Source organism: Sphingobacterium sp. SGG-5 (genome assembly GCF_011043525.1).
GTDB lineage: Bacteria > Bacteroidota > Bacteroidia > Sphingobacteriales > Sphingobacteriaceae > Sphingobacterium.
This window is the reverse complement of record NZ_JAAKGO010000003.1, coordinates 466,757-485,469: the sequence shown is the minus strand read 5'-3', so window position 1 is coordinate 485,469 and position 18,713 is coordinate 466,757. Positions and strand designations below refer to the sequence as shown.

At 44.7% G+C, this 18,713-nt stretch carries 13 protein-coding genes and 1 tRNA gene; 10 read left to right on the top strand and 4 right to left on the bottom strand.

Features of this window, described 5'->3' with window-relative positions:
* Positions 1–114 precede the first annotated feature (114 nt).
* The 4 genes from G5B30_RS06495 to G5B30_RS06480 form a co-directional block, all read right to left on the bottom strand.
* A tRNA-Asn gene (locus G5B30_RS06495) sits at positions 115–191 on the bottom strand.
* Positions 192–269: 78 nt separating this feature from the next.
* Positions 270–1,961 (bottom strand): asparagine synthase B, encoded by a 1,692-nt coding sequence (asnB, locus tag G5B30_RS06490; RefSeq protein WP_165319146.1) that lies wholly within the window; start codon positions 1,959–1,961, stop codon positions 270–272.
* Positions 1,962–2,130: 169 nt separating this feature from the next.
* Complete coding sequence (locus tag G5B30_RS06485; RefSeq protein ID WP_165319145.1) at positions 2,131–2,805, bottom strand: hypothetical protein; 675 nt, start codon at positions 2,803–2,805, stop codon at positions 2,131–2,133.
* A gap of 93 nt (positions 2,806–2,898) precedes the next feature.
* Positions 2,899–3,513 carry a WbqC family protein gene (locus tag G5B30_RS06480; protein WP_165319144.1) on the bottom strand — a complete coding sequence of 205 codons (615 nt, stop codon included), beginning with the start codon at positions 3,511–3,513 and terminating at the stop codon, positions 2,899–2,901.
* 60 nt (positions 3,514–3,573) lie between these two features.
* On the opposite strand from G5B30_RS06480, the gene G5B30_RS06475 reads away from it, so the two are divergent.
* The 10 genes from G5B30_RS06475 to G5B30_RS06430 all read left to right on the top strand — a co-directional run bounded on the left by G5B30_RS06475 (position 3,574) and on the right by G5B30_RS06430 (position 18,713).
* Positions 3,574–4,443 carry a lysophospholipid acyltransferase family protein gene (locus G5B30_RS06475; RefSeq protein WP_165319143.1) on the top strand — a complete coding sequence of 290 codons (870 nt, stop codon included), beginning with the start codon at positions 3,574–3,576 and terminating at the stop codon, positions 4,441–4,443.
* Complete coding sequence (locus tag G5B30_RS06470) at positions 4,440–5,471, top strand: glycosyltransferase family 2 protein (RefSeq protein WP_165319142.1); 1,032 nt, start codon at positions 4,440–4,442, stop codon at positions 5,469–5,471. Before G5B30_RS06475 ends, G5B30_RS06470 begins: the two co-directional genes overlap by 4 nt.
* Before the next feature lie 65 nt (positions 5,472–5,536).
* The gene (gene ligA / locus G5B30_RS06465) at positions 5,537–7,561 is read left to right on the top strand and encodes an NAD-dependent DNA ligase LigA (protein ID WP_165319141.1); all 2,025 of its coding nucleotides are present in this window, start codon (positions 5,537–5,539) and stop codon (positions 7,559–7,561) included.
* A 20-nt stretch (positions 7,562–7,581) separates the two neighbouring features.
* Positions 7,582–8,466 carry a 4-hydroxy-tetrahydrodipicolinate synthase gene (gene dapA, locus G5B30_RS06460; RefSeq protein ID WP_165319140.1) on the top strand — a complete coding sequence of 295 codons (885 nt, stop codon included), beginning with the start codon at positions 7,582–7,584 and terminating at the stop codon, positions 8,464–8,466.
* 192 nt (positions 8,467–8,658) lie between these two features.
* Positions 8,659–9,246 (top strand): RNA polymerase sigma factor, encoded by a 588-nt coding sequence (locus tag G5B30_RS06455; protein ID WP_165319139.1) that lies wholly within the window; start codon positions 8,659–8,661, stop codon positions 9,244–9,246.
* A gap of 74 nt (positions 9,247–9,320) precedes the next feature.
* On the top strand, positions 9,321–10,481 hold the full coding sequence (locus G5B30_RS06450) for a FecR family protein (RefSeq protein ID WP_165319138.1): 1,161 nt from the start codon (positions 9,321–9,323) through the stop codon (positions 10,479–10,481).
* 193 nt (positions 10,482–10,674) lie between these two features.
* The gene (locus G5B30_RS06445) at positions 10,675–14,148 is read left to right on the top strand and encodes a TonB-dependent receptor (protein WP_165319137.1); all 3,474 of its coding nucleotides are present in this window, start codon (positions 10,675–10,677) and stop codon (positions 14,146–14,148) included.
* 22 nt (positions 14,149–14,170) lie between these two features.
* Complete coding sequence (locus tag G5B30_RS06440) at positions 14,171–15,508, top strand: RagB/SusD family nutrient uptake outer membrane protein (protein WP_165319136.1); 1,338 nt, start codon at positions 14,171–14,173, stop codon at positions 15,506–15,508.
* Between the two features lie 30 nt (positions 15,509–15,538).
* Positions 15,539–18,166, top strand: coding sequence for a zinc-dependent metalloprotease (locus G5B30_RS06435; RefSeq protein ID WP_165319135.1), 2,628 nt, complete (start codon positions 15,539–15,541; stop codon positions 18,164–18,166).
* Positions 18,167–18,479: 313 nt separating this feature from the next.
* The gene (locus tag G5B30_RS06430) at positions 18,480–18,713 is read left to right on the top strand and encodes a hypothetical protein (protein WP_165319134.1); all 234 of its coding nucleotides are present in this window, start codon (positions 18,480–18,482) and stop codon (positions 18,711–18,713) included.

The window sequence follows — 18,713 nt, the reverse complement described above, 5'->3', positions numbered from 1 at the left end:
AAAGATTCTGCTTGATCCACTCTAACCAACATAATATCTGTCAGAAGATTCGGAATATAATATGTAAAGATAATAGGTCATAACAAAAAAGGTCGCAAAAATATTCTGCGACCTTGGCTCCTGAAGCTGGGCTCGAACCAGCGACCCTCTGATTAACAGTCAGATGCTCTAACCAACTGAGCTATTCAGGAATAGAATACGACCTCCTTTTTTCGGAATTGCAACAAAGATAAAACTTCCATTTCAAAAAAGCAATACCATTTTTGCCTTTAAGTTAGCATTTCGACCTTCGCTTGCTCATAGCTTTCCTGATGCACGTTCGCTACCGCTCTTCCCGATGGATCATTCATGTTTTGGAATGCTGCATCCCATAACAATGCTTCCGGTGTGCTACATGCTACCGATTTAACCGAAGGTACGGTCCGGGCTGCTGCTTCCGAAGGAAAGTGTTCTTCAAAAATAGAGCGATAATGATACTCCTCCTTGTTTTTTGGCGTGTTGACCGGAAAACGGGAAGCTGCCTGCGCGAATTCTTCATCCGTTACCATTTTTTCGGCTTGATCTTTTAAGGTATCAATCCAGCTATACCCTACCCCGTCCGAAAATTGTTCCTTCTGGCGCCATGCAATACTTTCCGGTAAATAATCTTCAAATGCTTTACGCACAACCCATTTTTCCATCCGTCCTTCCTTGATCATCTTATCCTTCGGATTTAAGCGCATCGCCACATCGATAAATTCCTTATCCAGGAAAGGCACCCGACCTTCAACACCCCAGGAAGCCAAGGACTTGTTGGCGCGTAGACAGTCGTACAGATACAGCTTTTTCAGCTTGCGGACCGTCTCTTCATGAAACTCCTTCGCATCAGGTGCTTTATGAAAATATAAGTACCCGCCAAAGAGTTCGTCCGAACCTTCACCCGACAGCACCATCTTGATGCCCATGGACTTGATAACACGAGCCAAAAGATACATCGGTGTCGATGCTCTTACCGTGGTTACATCATAAGTTTCCAAATGATAAATGACGTCGCGGATCGCATCCAGACCTTCCTGGATAGTAAAGTTGACCTCATGATGGATCGTGCCAATATGTTCCGCTGCCTTTTGAGCCGCTTTTAAGTCCGGTGCCCCTTTTAAACCGACAGCAAAAGAATGCAACTGCGGATACCAAGCTTCATCTTGTCCAGAGGTCTCGATACGTTTTGAGGCAAATTTCTTTGTTACTGCTGCGATGACGGATGAGTCGAGCCCGCCCGATAAGAGTACGCCATAAGGCACATCAGACATCAACTGCCGATAAACAGCATCTTCCAAGGCTTGACGTAAAACCGCTATATCTGTTTCCGCATCCTGCACAGCGTCATAGGCTTCCCAATCGCGCTTATACCATTTCTGAAGCAGACTTCCCTCCTTGTTATACAGATAATGCCCCGGAGGAAACTGTTCAATCTGCGAGCAGAAACCTTCTAAAGACTTCAGTTCGGATGCCACAAAAAACTGCCCAGCTTCGTCCGAACCATAGTACAATGGAATAATGCCCATATGGTCCCGTGCCGCCATGAAAGACCCATCGCGCGAATCATACAGTGCAAAGGCAAAGATGCCATTGAGGTCCTCCAGGAAAGCCGTACCCTTTTCCAGATATAAGGCCAATATAATCTCAGAGTCAGACTGTGTTGTAAAATTATAATGTGGAAGAGCATTACGTAGCGCCTGGTGATTGTATATTTCACCATTTACGGCTAACACAACTTTACCATCCGGGCTAAATAGAGGTTGGCTTCCGGATTTCGGATCGACGATTGCTAAACGTTCGTGGGCTAAAATTGCCTTTGGCGAACTAAAGATTCCGGACCAGTCCGGTCCGCGGTGGCGAATACGCTTCGCCATTTCTAAGACCTGTGGTCTGATCTGCTGTTCTCCCCGAACTAAATCAAATGCTCCAATAATTCCACACATACGATTTTGTTTTTTTAAGATGACTGAAATAATTACTCCACAAAGGACGTAACATAAAAACAAAATTCATAATGTTTTTGAATTTTTATTAAAATTTTAATAAAAATATACATGAAATATTAAATTAATAATATCAAAAGATCAAATACGTTGATATTTTTAATATTTATCAATTCGGACTGGAGGAAGAACTTACAATGGGCGTCAAGATATCGACGACTTTATTCTTTATTTTGGTAATATCCGACTTTAAACCCACCATAATCGTGAGCGCTTGGAAAGGTCTGCCCTGTATCCGGTTAAAGTTATACATATAACCGAATTCACTACAGACGAAAAAGCCCGGAAACTTATAGTCGGCACCTACGCCGACTTTTGTTCCAAAGGCAATGGATTTCAAATGGTGGATTTTAACAATATCACCCACTTCCTCTGCACGCGGCTCGCTCACCAATCCTATTGTCGGACCAGCATATATGTAAGCATTGAGTCGATTATACTGCTTCCGACGACCGGCCGCCAAGCTCAGCATATAGATACTGGCTCCCCCGTCTTCTATGATTTTATTGTAATCCGGATCACTATACTGTTGTTTATACTTAAAGGACAGCATATATAAAGCCGGATAAACATAATATTTAGGATTACGTAAGGTAAAGTCCACCCCCATACTGCCCGCAAATACCTTTGGCGACAATACTTCGTTCGTTTTACCGAGCGGGATCCCTAAGCCAGTGCCAGCAAAATAATATACTTTCTTATAATGAATGGTGTCCACTCCTGTCTGTGCATAGCTATAGCTTACATTCAGGAGGATAATAGCATAAAATACATTGATCCTCATATATTTTTTAACAAAAACCTTTCTTTTTTGAATACTGTATATTAACACAGACTTAACAAAGAGGACTGTTAATTGTTTTATAAAGACAAAAGCCTACAAATAGGCTTTACTACCTGGTCCCTGATTAAAAATCAAATCGATTATACTGAGGTCGGGAATAAACCCGTGTCTATCTTCAAATAGTTGGTAATACGGTTTAGCATGGGGATATATACTCTCCTTTTTAGGGTGGATTGCTGTTCTGTAATCGATAGTATCGACCGGTTCTTTCTCATAACCGTCGGTAAATGTAAGGATACGGTCGATCTTCAAAATTTTCAATATCAATTCCAGCTGCGCGACATTGTAGTCGAAAAGAAACTCATATTTTTTATGAAAGAACGGAAAGAAGTCGTCTTCATAATATTCGAAATAAGCCGAACTCCGGTAGGCTGTCTGTATGCTCAACCAGTGTAATCGCTGCCAATCGTGATCATAATTGATTCGGATATCTTTCATAGCAACATGTTCCTTGCGTCCATGCTCTACAGGTAATATCAGGTCCAACACACCATTTGCCGTTGCTATCTTAGCTCGGTTTCGATACGTCTGCTTCGGGTAATGTTCGTATTTCTCCAACCTTAGGGGGTATTCCTCTTTATGGATAGCATGAAAACACGAAACAGCGGGAAGGTAATTCGCAGAGAACAAAACAGATGACGTGGGCATATGAAAATTAATTTAAAATTTTCGCAAAAATACAGCATTTTATCTAAGTTTGAGGAATAGATGAAAAAGAGCATTCTTTCTGCATGCATATGGATCTTATCGTTACTGCCCTTCGCGGTATTATATCTTATCTCCGATTTTTTGTTCGTGATTATTTATTACGTACTCGGATATCGCAAGAAGATTGTATACACCAATCTGCAAAAGTCTTTTCCCGAAAAAACGCAGAACGAAATACGTCAAATCGCCCGAAAGTTTTATCGTTACCTTCCTGATATTGTCGTCGAAGCGATCAAAATGCGAACGATTTCGAAAGAGCAGGTCATCCAGCGCATCGAGTTGCTCAATGAAGAAGAGGTAACCCGACATTTCGACGCCGGCAAAGCAGTTATCGGTGTAACCGCACATTATGCCAACTGGGAATTGGGGATACATCGGTTGTCCTTAATGACACCTTACCCAAAACTCGTCATCTACAAACCGCTCAACAACAAAAATTTTGATGATATTTACAACCATATCCGAACACGGTTCGGCGCAACAATGGTGCCGATGAAACAGATCTTACGGCATATTGTCAAGCTTAAAAATCAAGCCCATATCAGTATGTTTGTTGCGGATCAAACCCCTGTCTATCAGGATTCCGATTATTTCATGGATTTTCTTAACCAGGAGGCCTTGGTATATACCGGTACAGAGCGGATAGCAAAACTGACCGGAAATCCTGTTGTCTTCTGTCAGATCGGCAGAAAGAAAAAAAGAGGCTATTATTTCTGCAAATTCACTACTTTAGTAGAAAACCCAGAAATGTACGCTAAATACGAAATTACAAAGCTACACAATAAATTTACCGAAGAAATAATCCGGGAGGAACCCGCTTTTTGGTTATGGTCACACAACCGTTGGAAGCGAAAGAAAAGAGCGATATGAGGACAGAATACCCGAAAGTTGCCGTTGTAATCCTAAACTGGGATGGTCGTTTTTTCCTTGAAAAATTCTTACCATCGGTATACAATAGTACCTATCCGAATATTGAGTTTGTGTTGGGCGACAATGCATCTACAGATGATTCAGTAGACTTTGTCCGGAAAACGTATCCTAATATCACGATTATTCAGAACCCGTCCAACTACGGTTTTGCGGGTGGATACAACAGAATTCTGGAACATGTTGGGGCCGACTATTTTATCTTGTTAAATTCAGATGTGGAGGTAACGCCGGGCTGGATTGAACCGATGATACAGCTCATGGAACAGGAAGGCTACGCGGCTGTACAACCGAAGATAAAATCTTATCATCAAAAAACACATTTTGAACACGCGGGTGCTGCGGGCGGCGCAATTGATACTTTCGGTTATCCCTTCTGTCGCGGACGCATACTCCACATCTGTGAGGAAGATCAAGGGCAATATGATCAGAATGCGGAAGTGTTCTGGGCATCAGGTGCAGCTTTATGTATTAAATCGACCGCTTGGCAGGAAGTCGGTGGATTTGATGAGGATTTCTTCGCCCATATGGAAGAGGTAGACCTCTGTTGGCGGTTGAAGAAACTGGGTTATAAAATCGGCTATGCTTTTGAAAGTACGGTGTATCATGTTGGCGGAGGTACGCTGAAAACCAGTAATCCACGGAAGACGTACCTCAACTTTCGAAATAACCTGATGATGCTGCAAAAGAACCTTTCTTTTGGACAGGCCTTTCTCATTCTCCAATGTAGGTTGTGGTTAGATCTTTTTGCGATAATCCGTTTTCTGTTTGAAGGCAAAAGAAGAGATGCCTGGGCAGTCAGCCGGGCTCATCAAAGTTTCTGTTTGCATTTTTTCCGAACAGCAGCGAAACGAAAAAAACCGCGCACCCCGGAAAATAAAACCGGAAAGTATAAGAAATGTATCATCTGGGATTTTTACATCAATAAGATCCATACTTATCGGGGACTACGTGAAAAGGACTTCTATTAAGAGCGCTAACGGCATAAAATTATTTTAATTAATATTAGGCTAAAAATTTCTTAATTTCGCTGTCGATGTCACGCGATATTCAAGAGCACATGGCGCAGCTCACGCAAGAGCTGAACGAATATAATTACCAATATTATGTTCTGGCGAATTCTGTCATTCCGGATTATGACTTTGATCTCAAGCTAAAGGAGCTTGAAAAGCTGGAAAGCGATTTTCCGGACTATAAAGATCCTAACTCGCCTACAGGTAAAGTAGGCGGTGATATTACCTCTAAATTTGAGACGACAAGACATCGCTGGCCCATGCTCTCGCTTAGCAACACGTACAACGAACAAGAGCTACGGGATTTTGATGAACGCGTCCGAAAAATTGTGGGTACACCCGTACAATATGTATGTGAGCTCAAGTTTGACGGGCTCTCCATTTCCCTCACCTATACCGAAGGAAAGCTGACAAAAGCGGTAACGCGGGGCGATGGTATACAGGGTGATATTGTGACTCAAAATGTCCGGACAATCCGAAGTATCCCCCACCAACTTAAACAAGGAGGTTATCCGGATACTTTTGAAATCCGCGGCGAAATATTTATGCACAAGGCTGCATTCCTGCGGCTCAACAAAGAACGGGCGGAAAATGACGAGCAGACTTATGCTAATCCGCGAAACTTTGCCGCCGGAACGATCAAGTTACAGGACTCTGCTGAGGTGGCCAAACGACCCTTGGATTGCTTTCTCTACTTTTTATACGCAGATAACAGAAACCGGCTTTTTCATACGCACTGGGATAGTCTGAGCGCTGTACAATCGTGGGGCTTTCCGGTGTGTGAGCATACAACTTTGTGCGATACCGTCGATGAGGTATTGGATTTTATACAGTATTGGGATACCGCAAGACATCAGCTTTCTTACGAAATAGACGGCATTGTCATTAAGGTCAACGACTATGCTTACCAAGAAGAATTGGGGTTCACCGCCAAATCACCGCGATGGGCCACATCTTTTAAGTTTAAAGCTGAACGTGCAGAAACGATACTCAAAGATATTACCTATCAAGTAGGCCGCACAGGAGCTGTGACACCGGTCGCCAACTTAAAACCGGTTAGCTTAGCCGGCACAACAGTAAAAAGAGCGTCGCTGCATAACGCTAATGAAATTCAACGCTTGGATCTGCATATCGGCGATACGGTATATGTGGAAAAAGGTGGCGAGATTATCCCCAAAGTCATGGGCGTTAATATAACCAAACGTCCCAGCAATACGGCACCCATTGTTTATCCGTTGCTGTGCCCGGTATGTAGCGCGCCCTTGGTTCGACAAGAAGGAGAAGCGGTACACTATTGCCCCAATGAATACGGTTGCAGACCACAAATTGTCGGCAAGTTGCAACATTTTGCAGGACGCAAAATGATGGATATAGCGGGTTTAGGTAATGAAACGATCGAAACCTTCTATTCTTTGGGATTAATTTCGAAAATATCGGATATATATACGCTTCAAGAACGCCGGGAAGAGCTTGTCCGTATCGAACGCTTCGGGCAGAAGTCTATTGAAAATATGCTGGTGGGTATTGAAAAGTCGAAAGAGAAACCTTTTGAAAAGGTGCTCTTCGCACTGGGCATACGTCATGTCGGCGAAACGGTTGCTAAAAAGTTGGCCCAGCATTTTAAATCCCTGGAAAACATGAAGCTTGCATCCATCGAGGAGCTCGCTGCTGTACAGGACATCGGCATTCGTATCGCCGAAAGTGTATTTTATTATCTGCGGGAGGAGAAACATCTTTTGGAACTGGATAAGCTGGCTGTTGCGGGGCTTCATTTTCAGATCGAAGAAAAAACGATTGTCCTGGCGGGGAATGGGCTATCGGATAAGACTTTCCTTATTTCAGGTGTTTTTGTGGACTTCTCCCGGGAGGAGTTGGCCGCACTTATCGAATCCCATGGCGGCAAGATGATCAGTAGCATTTCAGCAAAACTGAATTATCTGGTGGCAGGTGACAAGATGGGACCTTCTAAGCGTGTAAAAGCTGAAAAATTAAAAATTCCTATTATTTCGGAAGAGGAATTATTACATATGATTAATAGAAACAATTAAAAAAATAGCATAAAAGAAAGATGAATGAGCTTATAGGGGCAGGTGTAGCGTTGGTTACTCCTTTTCATGCGGATGGATCCATTGATTTTGACACACTAGGTGATTTGATCGAATATCAGATTGCAGAAGGTGTGGATTACCTCGTGTCGTTAGGCACTACGGGTGAAACGGCGACATTGGCACAGGAGGACCGGAAGCAGGTTTGGAAGTTTACCACCGATAAAGTAAAAGGTCGTGTTCCTTTAGTTGCAGGAATAGGCGGCAACAATACTGCGGAGATTGTTCGTCAAGTACAAGCATTTGACATACCAGGATATTGTGCTATTCTATCGGTCTCGCCCTACTACAACAAGCCTACACAGGAAGGGATATATCAACATTACAAAGCGATAGCTGAAGTATCGACCTTACCGATCATCCTTTATAATGTCCCCGGAAGGACGGGAAGTAATATCATGCCGGCCACAGCGGTCAGGTTGGCTCAGGATTTTAAGAATATCGTAGCGATTAAAGAAGCATCGGGTAACTTTATGCAGTTTTCTGAAATCATGCGCGATAAACCCGACGATTTCCTGTTGATCTCAGGCGATGACCCTGTGACGTTACCCATGATGGCGTTAGGAGCAGTAGGAATCATCTCGGTCGTTGGCAACGCGTTTCCTGGAAAGGTTGCTCAGCTGGCTAAGCTATGTCGTGCCGGCAACTATGCAGAAGCAGGTATTCTTCATGCACAACTGCTTCATATCACTGAACTTTGCTTTGTTGAAGGCAATCCTTGCGGCGTAAAATATATTCTACAGCAAAAAGGTTTCGGCAAAGATTATGTACGCTTACCGCTGGTGCCTGTCGGTCCGCAGACACAACAAAAAATCATCGACGAGTTGAAGAAAATAGATCGCTTTTAGATTATACCGATCGAGGATAAATCATGTCTGTGCCGTGTCTCCTAAGCGGCCAGACTGTTCGTCTATGCTGTCATGCTACGAGAAGTCAAGGCATAAAAAGAAATACACAGGTAAACAAACTGTACTAACACATTGTTATTCATAAACTTGTAGTACATTTATCAATTCATCTTCACCAGAGAATATTCCTTCATGAAGCCGCCGTGGACAGATATACATTTACTGGAACAGATTGCTGAAGATAATCACGCAGCTTTCAAAATACTCTATGAGCGCTACTGGCAGGAATTATTGGATGCGGCCTACAAACGATTAAAGGATCCGCAGATTGCGGAGGATATCGTTCAGGAGGTGTATGCCCATCTCTATAAAGCTCGAAAAACGTTAGTCATCTCCACATCGCTATCGGGTTATCTCCATACTGTACTCAAATATAAAGTACTCGACGAAGTGCGCAGACAGCTTGTCCGTGAACGCTATCGGGAAGAGTGGTTTCGAGACCTGCCCAATCTCTCTACGTCCGAGACGTCCCAGTTATTGGAGGAGAAAGAAATGCAAGCCCTGTTGGAAGAAGCGGGAAGCCATATGCCTCCGAAGTGCCGAGAAGTATTCTTTCTAAGACAACGCGAGCAGCTCTCCTATAAGGAGATCGCGCAGCGACTGAACCTGTCCGAAAAAACTGTCGAAGGACATTTACATCGTGCTCGGGTTATACTAAAGCATTACTTCAAAAACTATCCGATAAATTTTATTTTGCTCATAGCCTGCATATTACAATAATATTCACTTTCAGAGCAAGGGTTTTTGGCGGTTGAAACGATACATCTTAATAAAGGGGTAAACCTGTAATATGTATGAAAAAAGAGCGCCTACGTTTTTTAATTGATGTCTCTAAGCAGCAAACCGCAACCTCCAAGCAACAACGGGAGTTGAATGCCTGGTACGCCAGCTTTGAGCAAGACCCGGGTTACACCGAGCAGCTGAGCGAAGCCGAACAATTCGCTTTACGCAGTCGAATGTTATCCGCTTTCGAACAAGAACATATACGTACTGGATGGTGGCAACGTCGCAGATATTGGTCTATCGCAGCAGCGGCAACAATCGCGATCGCCGTCGCCCTAGGCAGTTTATTCTATTTAACGAACCCGGCTGACAGGTTGAGCACTGCCACTGAAAAATCGATCGATCTGCTCCCTGGCGGCAACAAGGCGACTCTCACACTTGCAGATGGCCGTACGATTGAGCTGAACGAAGCACAGACTGGAATCGTCGTCGGGAATGCGGTGATGTACGACGATGGTAGTGCAGTCGTGACAAACCATACAGACGATCCATCAGCTGATACGCCTTCCCTTATGTCACTAAGTACACCAAAGGGAGGCACCTATCAAGTAACCTTACCCGACGGCACAAAAGTTTGGCTCAATGCCGGATCCACACTCCAATATCCCAATCGATTTATAGGCAATGAACGCCTCGTTCGACTTGAAGGTGAAGCCTATTTTGATGTAGCAAAGGCAGACGCGCGGTCGTCCAAGCCTTTTCGGATTACGGTAGGCGGACAACAGGTTGAGGTGACAGGCACACAATTCAATGTTTCGGCTTATCCCGACGAAACCATAATCAAAACAACATTGATCGAAGGTACTGTCAAGCTACGTGCCAACGAGACGGACGCATCCGTCACACTCTCGCCGGGCGAACAAGGTCTGTTCGCTGACGGAAAACTATCGAAACAGCCCGTAAACGTTCTATCCGCAATGGCCTGGAAGAACGGAGATTTCATGTTTGACAATGAGCCTTTGGAATCCATCATGAAAAGGCTTGGCCGCTGGTATGATGCTGAAGTCGTCTACCAAAATGCCCCGAAGAACATACGATTATATGGAATAGTTTCCAGATCAAAAAACATTTCTACTGTATTGGAAATTCTAGAGATGACAGGGCAGGTAAAATTTAAAATTGAAGGGCCTACAGCAGGACATAACGAAAGGAGGATTGTGGTTATGCAGTAATAGGACACCAACATCGATGTCTTGTATAAATAAAAACCGAGGTGCGCTAACACCCCGGCTACGATGGGTCAAGTCCATTATTTGTATAAGACAGCTACACGACTAAATACAACTGATTTTTTTACAACAAATGAAAAAACCCAACTGGTTCAAAATTATGAATTTTAATGATTTTATTACTAGAAGATTACTTATGCGACTTCATGTAACTATCGTGCTCATACTGACAATGGTGTTACACACCTGGGCGGTGCCAATCTTGGCTCAGCGCGTAAGTATTAAGACAAAAAATGCAAAGCTTGCCGAGGTCTTTCAGACTATTCGACAACAAACCGGCTACGATTTTGTCATTGGCACCAATATCGCGACATCCGCTAAACCGGTTAGCTTGGACATGACGAATGCTCCGCTCACCGACGTACTGGATGCGTGCTTCAAAGGACAGCCCTTCACCTACAGCATACTCGAACGGACGGTGGTAGTAAAAGAAAAGCCTAAATCAAAAATCCAATCACAAGCCCAGGTACAGATCAATGGACGGGTTACCGATACAAAAGGTAATCCCATCCCGGGGGTGTCCGTGACAATAATTAAAAATAAAGTAGCGGAACAGGAGCAACCAACGGAACAGGAGCAACCAACGGAACAGGAGCAATCAACGTTTAAATTTAAATTATCGTTGAATTTTAATACCGTTAGAACGAATGCCGATGGAGAGTTTACTATCAAGGTACCCACCGAAGGTAAATTTATAGCGTTTTCACATATCGCTTACATATCTAAAGAAGTGCCTATCGATGGACGTACACGCATCAATGTGATTCTTCAGGAAAACACAAACGAACTACAAGAGACTGTTGTTATCGCCTATGGCAATCAACAGCGCAAAAATATTACAGGCGCGGTGAGTACAATTTCAGGGGAACAGATTGCGGATCTCCCGCCGGTAGTCAATCTCGAAGAATCCTTAAAAGGTCTGGCGGCGGGCGTGATGGTGCAACAGGAAACCGGACAACCCGGAGCTGCTACACGTATCCGTATCCGGGGGTCTTCTTCCCTCTTGGGCTCAAACCAACCTTTGTACGTTGTGGATGGTGTACCGATGACTACAGAAGGGAATATCCCTGACGATGGTTCTACTTTTAATGCAGAAATGCTGAGACAAGGACTCAATAGCCCACTGAACAACCTCAATCCAGCCGATATCGAATCGATAAGTATACTGAAAGATGCGTCGGCAACAGCCATTTATGGTTCACGTGCCGCCAATGGCGTAGTGATTATCACCACAAAAAATGGATCATTGACAGAGAAGCCTATATTCAACTTCACCTCGTCATTAGCGATTCAGAAAGCACAAACGGAATCGACGCTCAATGCAGATCAGTTCCGCGAAATATGGATGGAAGCCGCCAATAACAGCACATCTACTGCCCCCTTTATCCAACAAATCCGAGACGGGAGCTATTTTGGTACCGCCGATACGGACTGGGAAAAGGAAGTAAGCATTGCTAACCCACTTACGAAGCATGTCAACTTATCCGTCCAGGGAGGTGGTAAAGCACTACAGTACTACGTGAGTGCAGGTCATAATGGCCACGAAGGAACATTTAAAAGCGCTTACTTCAGACGCTATAACTTCCTTACCAATCTGACGTTGAATGTCTCCGATGCTATCCGCGTGGGTACCTCGTTAAATCTTTCGTCAAGTGACCAAGGCTCTCCCCATCAAGGTCTATTAAGCCGTATATATGTCTTCCGACCGGATTTACCAATTTATAATCCAGATGGAAGCTATACCTATTCGCCTTTTTATTCACAGGCAAACCCCGTCGCAATAAGCAACATATCGAACACAAACAATACGCTGTTATTTGTCGGATCGGTCTTTGGAGAGGCCCGGTTTGCAAAATATTTCAAGTTTCGCACGGCGTTGTCCTTGAATTATAACATGGGTGATATGCACAATTATTACCCGAGCTATACCAACGAAGGTGGTTTTAATTATTCGACCGGCATGGTGGGTAACGGCTACGGACAGGAAAGTGTCTCACAATCGACCTCACACCTATGGGAAAATACATTAAACTATGCGCAGAGTTTTGGGGAGATCCATGCGCTCGACGCTATAATCGGTGCCTCCTGGCAAGGTGATGCGACGGGTTACCTCAAAGCATCGGGTCGCGGCTTCCCCCAAGATGAAGTCCTTAACAATTTATCCAGCGCCACAACAGATTTCCTGATACGTTCTGATAAGACACAGAGCGGTCTTGCTTCATACTTCGGGCGGGTCAACTACACCTTAAAAGACCGTTATATTGTGATGGCCTCCGGGCGTACCGACGCTTCATCAAAATTCGCTTCGGGTAATCAATGGGCCTTCTTCCCTACCGGTGCTGTGGGCTGGCGTATATCGCAAGAGCCGTTCATGCGTTCGATTTCATTCCTTGATGAATTGAAGCTGCGGGCAAGTGTCGGGGTAATCGGCCAACAAAACTTTGGCCCATATCAATGGCGATCACTGTTCGAGGCATCGCAATATGGTGGATTACCGGCGGTTACCCATATTCAACTGGGCAACTCTCGACTCAAATGGGAATTGACCACACAGACCGATGTCGGATTGGACTTCTCTTTGTTTAATAATCGCCTAAATGGGGTGATCGATTACTACAATAAAACAACAGCCGATCTACATTATTTCATGAATGTACCACGGTCTACCGGCTTCGTACAAACGGTCACCAACGTGGGCACAACCCGAAATACAGGATTAGAATTGACCTTAGAAGGAGACATCATCAGAGGTCAGAATTTCGGTTGGAACATGATGTTGAATGTAACGCGCAACCGTAATAAACTGGTAAGTCTGAACGATGATTTTCTCAACGAAACCACCGGAACGATCACACCACCAAATACGGGATCGATATTAAAGATCGGAAGCCCGATCGGATTACTCTGGGGCTATGTAGCTGATGGCATCATACAAACGACAGAACAACTCGAGCAGCTGAACGCCGGTGCGCCGGATGGTATCTACAAAGCTGCCGGGACAGCACCGGGTGATATCCTTTTTAAAGACATCAGCGGCCCGAATGGTGTTCCGGACGGTGAAATCACGGCATTGGACCAGACCGTCATCGGTAATGCCGCACCTGATATCTGGGGCGGTTTCTCCAGCACATTCCGCTATAAAGGCGTGCGCCTAACGACGATGTTCAATTATTCTATCGGTAACGACCTGCGTTGGGGTACACAAGCTACGAGTATCAACTTTGCCTCACAGGCAACCGGAGAAAACAAATGGGACATCGTCATGAATCGCTGGACACCTGAACGTCCTACCGATCAGCCCCGCGCCGTGTATGGTGACCCCAACGGGAATGCGGGCATTTCGAGCTTCTATGTACACGATGCTTCATTCTTAAGGCTCAACAATGTGCTGCTGGAATACAGCCTGCCCCAGTCCTTCTTAGTCAGAAGTGGGTTTTTGGATCGTGTACAGTTGTTTGCGAGTGCACGTAATCTACTAACATTTACCAAATATCCCGGTGCAAATCCCGAGACGACTAATTTATTCAATAACGACGTAAGTGCAGGGTTGGATAACAGCCGTTACCCCGCCGCAAAAACGTATACATTTGGTATCAAAGCTGGATTTTAAGAATTATAAAAACAGAAAAAAAATGAAGAATATCATTCACTTGTTCGTTATATCCACGTTACTGATGTCCTGCTCAAAGCTGGTCAATGTGGTCGATGTGGACCCGCCTAATAATCTGGTCCCGGAAAATGTGGCCAAGACAGCAGAAGGAGCCCGCTACCTCTTAAACGGAACCTACGCCATGCTGCATGACCAGTACTACTACATGTTCACAGAAATGGTACCCGCTGCGTTGACAGGGACAGCTACCCGGGGCGGGTTTCTCCTCAGCCAACAGTTTGTTGACAATGCGGTAATGTCTAATCTTGCCGATGTCGCCAATATATGGGGCGCATTTTACAAAGTTGTAGACCATGCCAACTGGACCATTCAGCTGACTACTCAGCTCCCAACATCCGAACTGTCAGAAACAGAAAAAAACAGCATTATTGGTGAGGCCAGGGCACTACGGGCTATGGCTCATTTCGATGCTTTACGTTATTTTGGCGAGTTTTATGATCTGGAAAGCGAATTCGGTGTCGTCATCCGGACCGAGCCCACTGACTTCACTAACCGGCTTAAAGCGCGTAGCAGCGTGGCGGAGACTTATCAACTCATACTGGACGATCTCGACTTCGCTATCGCAAATGCGCCGGACTTCTCCACACCTATATTTTTCTCGAATGGGTCAGCCAAAGCCCTCAAAGCACGTGTATTGCTGTACCGTGGAGAATACGAGGAGGCTGCACTGTTGGCCAACGAAGTCATCGAACAGGAGCCGCGGTCATTGAGTCCGACTTTCAGCCAGGTCTTCAGTACTGGCTTCAATGCACCGGAACTACTTTTCGTGCGGGCGACTGATGCTGTAACCTATGCGTCCGACCGAAAGCGATTCACCTACACAGGCAATCATGTCGTTGCAGGGCCGTTCCTAAAGACACTCATGGAAAGTGATCCCCGAAAACCTGCGACCTATGCGGCGAATGGCGGGATGGTGAAGGTCAACAACACGGCCTTCTACAGCCCGACCTATTTCATCCGTCTTGCTGAAATGTATCTCATTAAAGCCGAGGGATTGGCTCGAATTGAGGCCCCATTAGATGACGCGAAAGAGCCATTGGAAGCTATCATGTCTCGCGCATGGGACACACCGACGGTTTCAACAGCAACTTCCCATACCGCATTACTCGACGAAATATATACTGAGATCATTAAGGAGCTGTGTTTTGAAAACGGATCGGATTGGTTTGCCTCTATTCGATTTGGAAAGATATCTGAGGTAAAACCGGAAGTGACGACGACAGATCAGTATATATTGCCTATACCCGATGGTGAAATCGATGCAAACCCGCTCTTTGGCGACCAGAATGACGGGTATTAAACCTCTAAATATTTAGACTTATCAGAAACTATGCATATTAACTTTTCAAAAATTATCAAATTTACCTTGATGTTAAGCGTGATGGGCTGGACAGCCCACGCCCAAACGGGTCAACAAGGGGATAGCACAAAAGCAGAGAGGCCCGCACCCATCAAGACGTTTAATGCCTTCTTTAAGAACAAAACCTTGAAATCCGATACGGGGCTATTTGTCATTCATCAGGCCGATCATCAATATTTTTTCGAAATCGCCGATAGCCTGCTCGGACGGGATATGTTGATGGTTTCCATCCGCGTCGCCATGAGCGGTGGGACCGGCGACAATATGGTCGCCGGTGAAAGGGCTGAGCCTGGACTGATGCTGCGCTGGGAAAAATCTCCTAATGAGCAGCACATCTTACTCCGGAAAGTCACATCCCGAAATATGTATCGCTTCTCTGGACAAGACACTGCATTTCGTAATGCTGTGGCGTTACAGACTATAGACCCTATCCTACTCTCCTTTCCTATCAAAGCAAAAGGTAAAGGAACAAGAGGTGGATCCATTATCGATATCAATCCGCTGTATATTCCTTATATCAACGAACTCGGCTTCTTTGGAAAAACGCTCGCCGAACTGCTGTTGGGCAGACCGGGAAAGAAATATAAAGTAGACGAGAAACGCTCATATATTACCTCTGCACGCAGTTTTGAAAAAAATGTGGAAGTACAGAGTTTACTTACGGTAACAGAGGGCGACAACTTATATACCGTAGAAGTAAACCGATCTATGGTCTTACTTCCTACGGTACCGATGATGGGGCGGTATGCCGACGATCGAGTTGGTTATTTCGTGGATTCGTATAGCGACTTCAATGAAAGCAATCCGGTGCGCCGGCAGTATCTGATCAAACGTTGGCGGCTGGAGCCTCAACCGGAAGACAGGACTAAGATGGAAGCAGGAGAATTGGTAGAACCACAAAAACCCATCGTTTTCTATATCGATGCATCCACTCCCGAGAAGTGGCGTTCCTATATCCGTCAGGGTGTAAAAGACTGGCTTCCAGCTTTCGAAGCAGCGGGTTTTAAGAACGCTATTGTGGTCAAAGATGCACCCAAAAATGACCCGGACTTCTTTGCCGAAGATATACGGTACTCCGTTATACGATACACAGCCTCTCCTATTCCCAATGCAAAAGGCCCATCAGTAACTGATCCACGCTCGGGCGAAATATTGGAATCGGATGTCATTATCTATCACAATATCCTGAAGTTGTTGGAAGACTGGCGATTTGCACAAACAGCAGCAAACGATCCTGCGGCACGTAACGTCGAGATGTCTGATGAAATACTGGGCGATGCGCTTCGCTACGTTACAGCACACGAAATCGGTCACGCATTAGGTCTTCGGCATAACATGGCAGCATCGCATGCCTATCCGGTAGATTCGCTTCGCTCGCCGACGTTCACCAAAAAGTACGGTACCACCCCATCCATCATGGATTATGCGCGGTTCAATTACGTCGCCCAACCGGAAGATAAGGGGGTAACGTTGAGTCCACCGCGATTAGGTGTCTACGACAGGTATGCCATACATTGGGGGTATCGGCCTATACCTGAAGCCAAAAATCCAGAAGAAGAAACCGACGTACTCCACGCCTGGATTTCCAAACATGCCGGCGATCCGCGCTATCGGTTTGGCGAGGGGGATATCAACGCATCTGATCCTACATCATTACGTGAAAGCTTGGGCGACGATTTGGTCAAGGCAAGTGAATACGGTATGAAAAACTTACATTACATTGTTACCCATATGCCCGAATGGTTGGCGCAGCCGGGTAAGAAATACGACAAACTTGAAGATCGTTTTGTTGCTGTACTGCGGCAATATGAACGCTATATTACACATGTCGGAACCCTGATTGCAGGCGTAGAACAATATTATCCTGTACAGGGAGACGGACAGGAAATGTACCGATATGCGAACCGGAAAAGCCAGCAGGAAGCTGTTGCTTTCATTCTAAAGCAATATGCCGAAGCACCAATATGGCTCGGGCAAGCACTAAAAGGAAACCTGCAAATTACAACAAAAAGCGATAACGGCATCAAACGTATTGTCCCGCTGGCTTCTTATTTAGAACGTATGTATAAGACGACCTTTCAAGTCGCGTTGCTTAACAACGGAAAACTGGCTTACCTCATGGACAATCGCCTACGGAACGGCGATGACGCTTATGCTCCCGAAGATTTGCTGAATGATCTCCGCGAAGGTATATTTCAAGAAATGGAAGCTACACCACCTTATTATCAGCAGTTATTGCAATCCATTTATTTGGATCGGCTGATCGCCATCTCAAATATCCGGAATGACGTAAGCGTAGTATCAAGAGGCTTCGCACAGCCTGGCATACGCGTTAGTGGTCACGTGCATTCCGAGGCCTGTTGCTTCAATCACGACCACACCGGTCCTGCGTCATTGCTTTCGGAAGAATCACTTTATTTCCAATATCCGGACATGCAAGCCAAGGATAAACAATTCATGATAGAGCGACTGATGTTGGCTGAAATCAAGAATGTAAAACAACTGGTTGAGAAAAGACGGAAGAAAGCAAAAGATGCCGAATATGACCACTATGATTATCTGTTGAAACGGATTGACCTATTTCTGGACAAGGAATAACATTCAAGAAACAAGATATAGATTTTTGAGGGATACTTTAATAAGGTATCCCTCTTTTCGTTATTGCACGGCTACACGAAGTTTAGATATTTTCTTGTCTTATGCAAAGTTTCTCCTGCAACAAATTTCATAAACTTGCATCTTTATAACGGTGTTAATTTAAGGGTAACTTCAATAATATCTTCACCGAAAAAAACGACCTGCTTACCTTAATAAAATACACGTGCTGCCCGAAAAATACTATTAAGCTCGGCATATCATTTATATCTTGACATAATACTATCAATCTTACCAAAAACTGTATCGTATGAAAATGAAAAATTACGTATTTGTTTATAAAACTTCAATAGATACCCGATTGACTTTTCAAGAAATAAAGCGACGTCTAAGTCAAAAGTTCGCAGCTATTTTAAACATAACCATTGACTTAGAGGACGAAGACGCTGTGCTACGGGTAGAATCTTCCGAACAAAATGAAGAGCATATACGAGCGCTTTTGTATACCTATGGCTATGAAATAAGTCTAATGGGTGTATTTGGCGATTAA

Coding starts and splice junctions, on each gene's coding strand:
- G5B30_RS06475 (WP_165319143.1), top strand. CDS start 3,574: ATGAAAAAGAGCATTCTTTCTGCATGCATATGGATCTTATCGTTACTG.
- G5B30_RS06430 (WP_165319134.1), top strand. CDS start 18,480: ATGAAAAATTACGTATTTGTTTATAAAACTTCAATAGATACCCGATTG.
- G5B30_RS06445 (WP_165319137.1), top strand. CDS start 10,675: ATGCGACTTCATGTAACTATCGTGCTCATACTGACAATGGTGTTACAC.
- asnB (WP_165319146.1), bottom strand. CDS start 1,961: ATGTGTGGAATTATTGGAGCATTTGATTTAGTTCGGGGAGAACAGCAG.
- dapA (WP_165319140.1), top strand. CDS start 7,582: ATGAATGAGCTTATAGGGGCAGGTGTAGCGTTGGTTACTCCTTTTCAT.
- ligA (WP_165319141.1), top strand. CDS start 5,537: ATGTCACGCGATATTCAAGAGCACATGGCGCAGCTCACGCAAGAGCTG.
- G5B30_RS06435 (WP_165319135.1), top strand. CDS start 15,539: ATGCATATTAACTTTTCAAAAATTATCAAATTTACCTTGATGTTAAGC.
- G5B30_RS06455 (WP_165319139.1), top strand. CDS start 8,659: ATGAAGCCGCCGTGGACAGATATACATTTACTGGAACAGATTGCTGAA.
- G5B30_RS06440 (WP_165319136.1), top strand. CDS start 14,171: ATGAAGAATATCATTCACTTGTTCGTTATATCCACGTTACTGATGTCC.
- G5B30_RS06450 (WP_165319138.1), top strand. CDS start 9,321: ATGAAAAAAGAGCGCCTACGTTTTTTAATTGATGTCTCTAAGCAGCAA.
- G5B30_RS06485 (WP_165319145.1), bottom strand. CDS start 2,805: ATGAGGATCAATGTATTTTATGCTATTATCCTCCTGAATGTAAGCTAT.
- G5B30_RS06470 (WP_165319142.1), top strand. CDS start 4,440: ATGAGGACAGAATACCCGAAAGTTGCCGTTGTAATCCTAAACTGGGAT.
- G5B30_RS06480 (WP_165319144.1), bottom strand. CDS start 3,513: ATGCCCACGTCATCTGTTTTGTTCTCTGCGAATTACCTTCCCGCTGTT.